Here is a 345-nt window from a genome sequence, read left to right as displayed (position 1 = left end):
GGTAAATTTGACAGTAGACCAAGACTTATCGGGATGTGAACAAACGGTACAAGAACTAGCTGACTTGTCAAGTCAATTTTTAGCAGATTCTTCCATTGCTTCGGAATATGCTAAAGGCTTAGTAAATTTGAGCGTTGAAAAAGAGTCGGATGAATTGACAAGTATTTCCAATGTACTCGAAGAAATGTTTAAACGTTTTCCAGAAGCTATTGGAATTGCGGAGCAAACAGCCTGGATTCAGTTGATCATCGGTGATAAGGCAGAGGGAAAAGAAGTAACAAAAGTAGCCTTCACCCAAGCCCTTTCGTACATGAATGATCGGTTTCCAAAGAAACATCATTCGCT

1 protein-coding gene is annotated in these 345 nt (G+C 39.7%); it reads left to right on the top strand.

The genetic code is table 11. The features are described 5' to 3' along the window. A partial coding sequence (locus C1E99_RS14805) for a hypothetical protein (RefSeq protein ID WP_161951212.1) occupies positions 1 to 345 on the top strand: 345 nt, incomplete at both ends.

It is taken from the genome of Streptococcus suis (assembly GCF_002964045.1).
GTDB lineage: Bacteria > Bacillota > Bacilli > Lactobacillales > Streptococcaceae > Streptococcus > Streptococcus suis_U.
This window is presented reverse-complemented; position numbering and strand designations above follow the sequence as displayed.